Annotated in this window: 5 protein-coding genes and 1 pseudogene; all 6 read left to right on the forward strand. The window is 41.2% G+C overall.

Translation table 11 applies throughout. The features are described from left to right. Window positions 1-917 (forward strand): annotated as a pseudogene (locus DES37_RS26120) (RHS repeat-associated core domain-containing protein); the annotation flags it as partial. Then, window positions 917-1,258, forward strand: coding sequence for a barstar family protein (locus DES37_RS25200; RefSeq protein WP_110028271.1), 342 nt, complete (start codon window positions 917-919; stop codon window positions 1,256-1,258). The pseudogene DES37_RS26120 and the gene DES37_RS25200, both read left to right, overlap by 1 nt. Window positions 1,259-1,712: 454 nt before the next feature. Further along, window positions 1,713-2,126: a hypothetical protein gene (locus DES37_RS25210; RefSeq protein WP_110028272.1), complete on the forward strand. Its 414-nt coding sequence runs from the start codon at window positions 1,713-1,715 to the stop codon at window positions 2,124-2,126. Beyond that, the gene (locus tag DES37_RS25215) at window positions 2,119-2,568 is read left to right on the forward strand and encodes a hypothetical protein (RefSeq protein WP_110028273.1); all 450 of its coding nucleotides are present in this window, start codon (window positions 2,119-2,121) and stop codon (window positions 2,566-2,568) included. The genes DES37_RS25210 and DES37_RS25215 overlap by 8 nt, the downstream gene beginning before the upstream one ends. 157 nt (window positions 2,569-2,725) lie before the next feature. Further along, the gene (locus tag DES37_RS25220) at window positions 2,726-3,025 is read left to right on the forward strand and encodes a hypothetical protein (protein WP_245930195.1); all 300 of its coding nucleotides are present in this window, start codon (window positions 2,726-2,728) and stop codon (window positions 3,023-3,025) included. Next, window positions 3,025-3,393: a hypothetical protein gene (locus DES37_RS25225; RefSeq protein ID WP_110028274.1), complete on the forward strand. Its 369-nt coding sequence runs from the start codon at window positions 3,025-3,027 to the stop codon at window positions 3,391-3,393. Before DES37_RS25220 ends, DES37_RS25225 begins: the two co-directional genes overlap by 1 nt. Window positions 3,394-3,681: the final 288 nt, after the last annotated feature.

The following is a 3,681-nucleotide window of genomic DNA, read 5'->3' on the forward strand; positions in this document are numbered from 1 at the left end:
GGAAGATGGCAGCGAAAGCACCCGGGTGACGACAGGGTTTGTGTGGGAAGGGCTGCGCCTGCTGCAGGAAGTGCACGGCGACATCCCGCTGACCTGTGTGTATGCAGACCAGGGGAGCTATGAACCACTGGCGCGTATCGACGGCATCACCGACCCGGAAATCTACTGGTTCCACTGCCAGCCCAACGGCACGCCGGAGCGGCTGACGGACAACGAAGGGCGGGTGCGCTGGGAAGGGCTGACGGGTGCCTGGGGCAAACTGTTACGCGAAGCACCGGTCCATGCGGCAGGCTTTGCGCAGAACCTGCGGATGCAGGGCCAGTACCTGGACAGAGACAAATGTGTCGGGAACACATTTGAACAGCGCGTAAGCGCTGGCCCGAAGGGCGAGCCGCAGGGAAGCGGCGAGTAAAACCGGTTTGCATTATAACCTGTTCAGGTATTACGACCCGGACAGCGGGCGGTTCACGCAGCAGGACCCGATAGGGCTGGCGGGGGGCATCAATTTATATGCTTATGCATCAAACCCGTTAACATGGATCGATCCGCTTGGCTTGAAATGCACTCATTCAGCCAAAAATCCTAGACAGGCCCATGCTGCTATTAAAGATAAGTGGGGTCACAATATGACTCCGAAAGATATGCGAGAATTACAAAATACAGTAGATAATATAAAGTTGAACCGGCCGGCTAACTCTAGAGATGGCATTCCATTTAAAAATTCACATGAAATAAGCCCAAATAGTCAGCGATTGGATACAGGTAGCGGGCCTTATACTGAGTGGACAGTTAAAACACCGGGTGTGAATAATCGAGGTGCAAGGCGTATTGTGTTTGATAAAAAGTCTGGCAGAGCCTATTACAGTCATGATCATTATGATTCCTTCATTGAAATTGATCTTAGAGGATGGCAGTGATGAAAGAAAAAAAATTATCCATTGATTTTTCCAAGCTGGAAACAATGGAGGATTTCCATAATACAATGAAGGCGTTGTTTGGGTTTCCTGATTTTTATGGAAAGAATATGCATGCCTTAATTGACTGTTTAACAAGTTTGCGCTATCCAGAGGATGGGATGACTTCGGTTACTTTAGAGAAAGATGAAGTTTTGCTATTGGAAGTAAACAATTTAAACTATAAAAACCATGAGATTGTTGTTACACTCTTCTCATCTATTCAATATGTTAATTACCGCTGCACTCATTTAAATGATAAAGAGTCAATAATTATTTTGCTAAACCAATCTGGCGATTTATAATTATAAGCTGGCTGGTATTTTCGGACTTTTCAACTTAATACGTACTGTTTTTCTCGACTGAGCGTATTTTTAACCTGCGCCAGTTGTTACCTCAGTGCCTGTACCTGTGGACTGCTTAGTATCAGTACAATGCAGTCCACATAATATTCACCGTCACGTCGGTGCCAGTATAAAACCCTACCTCTCTCTGCCATTTATAGCTTAATTTAATTAACGGCGTATTGCTGCCATTGGGTAAATAGCCCACAGCATAGCGCCGTTGTGCTTTAGAAATAACGCCTTCTGACCTTAGAATAGAATGGTGCAGATAACGAAAATATCAGGGTATGGCGGTAGCGTATAAACTATGATGCAGGTAATTGGGTGATTTACATCCGAAACTGACGGCACGGCTCGGACTTCGGTTAGATTGCGCACCTTGACCCGATAGGGCTGGCTGGTGGATTAAACCTCTATGCTTATGCACTACCCCCTGACTTGGATAGATCCTCTGGGGTTGCTAAAATGTGGGTTAACAGGTAATGAAGTCGGTGACGCATCGAATTTACCAGTGATAAAACCGGGTAGTAAAGAATGGAAACAGGCAGTTAATACAATGAGGAATAGCGGGAGCAGCAAGCCTAACTTTAGAGTTTTTGATAAAACTACGGCTGAAAAATTATTAAATGAGGCTAGGCCTAAAACGCCAGAATATCCAGAATATTATGGAAGTAAAAACTATCCGGATAAAACTGGTTTTGAACATCATCCAAATGAGTCACATACAGTAAACGCACCTGAAAATAATCGGCCTCATATTAAATGGTCAGACTATAGCGCTGGGAAAAAATCGCCTAGCAGTGGGAAGGGACACATATTTTATGATTAATAATCGCACCTTTGATGAAAGCTTATACCCGATGTCATGGCGTTTTAATTCAGATGACTGTCATCTGTCTGATGAGGATAAAAAGCACATCGTTTTTTTAAGTGAGCATGAATCTGAGAGATTATGGGATTTGGTTTTGCCATTTAATATTTTAATGAGAATGAATAAAACGGATGTAACTATTATTGATAAGATGGAGCTCGATTTTGATGATGTTGATGAATCAAAGGTATTTTTTCAATCAAGGTTAAGTGGTGTATCTAATTTGTTTTTTTTCTGGGGGCGACGAGCTGCAGCTCTTGTATCCACCAGTGTAGTTATAAAATCATGGGGTGATTTTTTCTACCCAAGTGATGAATCAAGTATTATTTTTGTACCAAATACCAAAAAAATAATTTTCTCATATGAGGAAATGTTTTTTTATGGCGAGTTAACTGTATAATTAAGCAAGGATTAATTAATATTTATTATGCCATTTTTTTTGCGTAGTGATGGATTCATGGTTTACTGAGGGATTTTTAAACGTTATTAAACCATATTTAGCGTTATATGTTATTCTAAAAATAATATCAATATATATCAGAAGATGTGTCCAATGAATGTTGGACGTCACAGACATAAAACTCGCCCGACGTTATTCCCTGGAGGAAAAAATCCATAGCATGATGAGTGGCGTTTACATGATGCTGAAAGAGACTTTATCGGACCAAGACAAGGTGATTTCCCCTGGTTCAGATAAAGAGCTTTTTGATGCATACCGGAAGGCTTACTCAGGATTGGATGACATTAAAGTAGATGTTAAATCTCCGAATGGCACTTATAATTTAGGATCTGATGTGGCTCTATCTAAAGCAGTCGATTTAATTGAAGTTTGGCGTAAGGAGCAAGGATTAATGTAATGAAAAACAAAGGTCTCATTGAAATTGATAAGTATTTATCTGTTCTGGCTAACTTTGATTTCCTAAAGTCATTAGATGCTGATAATGCTCTGGATTTAAGAGATGAGCCTGAATTTGATGACCAGTGGATGGCAGTATTTAATGCACTGGAAAGCAAGACTTTCAAAGCAGATGATATTTCATTTATTGATATGTTACGAGAAAAGGCATTTAAACAATCATTTAAGGTTATAAAAAACTCTGAAATATCATCTCGGATATCTGATGATATTGAAGTAATAGCTAAAAGTTTTATCTCTGGAGATAACAATAATTGGGCTGTTACTTATTTATGGATATCTTATAAGAATAAAAAATTCCCTAAGTAATTTATTTTAGAATAAAAGCCAGATGGTGTTTTTTGAACTTCTGGCTTTTATTTTTTATGGTAATAAATAAGATGCTCTCTCTGTGTACTTTGTCAGCCTCAGGCATAATAGGCAGGCACCCCTCTGAAACGCATGGTTAACTGGTACCACTATGGTGTGAACAGTGTGAACGGCATTTGCTTTGATATTGGTAATGCCAGCCGCTGGTCCTACGACAGCACGGGCAAACTGCAGCAGCAGGAAGACAGCCGCAGTGGCACAGTGAACTGGCCGCAGGACGGCGCGGGC

This window comes from Mangrovibacter plantisponsor (assembly GCF_003182475.1).
GTDB classification, from domain to species: Bacteria; Pseudomonadota; Gammaproteobacteria; order Enterobacterales; family Enterobacteriaceae; genus Mangrovibacter; species Mangrovibacter plantisponsor.

Coding starts and splice junctions, on each gene's coding strand:
- DES37_RS25220 (WP_245930195.1), top strand. CDS start 2,726: ATGTTGGACGTCACAGACATAAAACTCGCCCGACGTTATTCCCTGGAG.
- DES37_RS25225 (WP_110028274.1), top strand. CDS start 3,025: ATGAAAAACAAAGGTCTCATTGAAATTGATAAGTATTTATCTGTTCTG.
- DES37_RS25210 (WP_110028272.1), top strand. CDS start 1,713: ATGCTTATGCACTACCCCCTGACTTGGATAGATCCTCTGGGGTTGCTA.
- DES37_RS25200 (WP_110028271.1), top strand. CDS start 917: ATGAAAGAAAAAAAATTATCCATTGATTTTTCCAAGCTGGAAACAATG.
- DES37_RS25215 (WP_110028273.1), top strand. CDS start 2,119: ATGATTAATAATCGCACCTTTGATGAAAGCTTATACCCGATGTCATGG.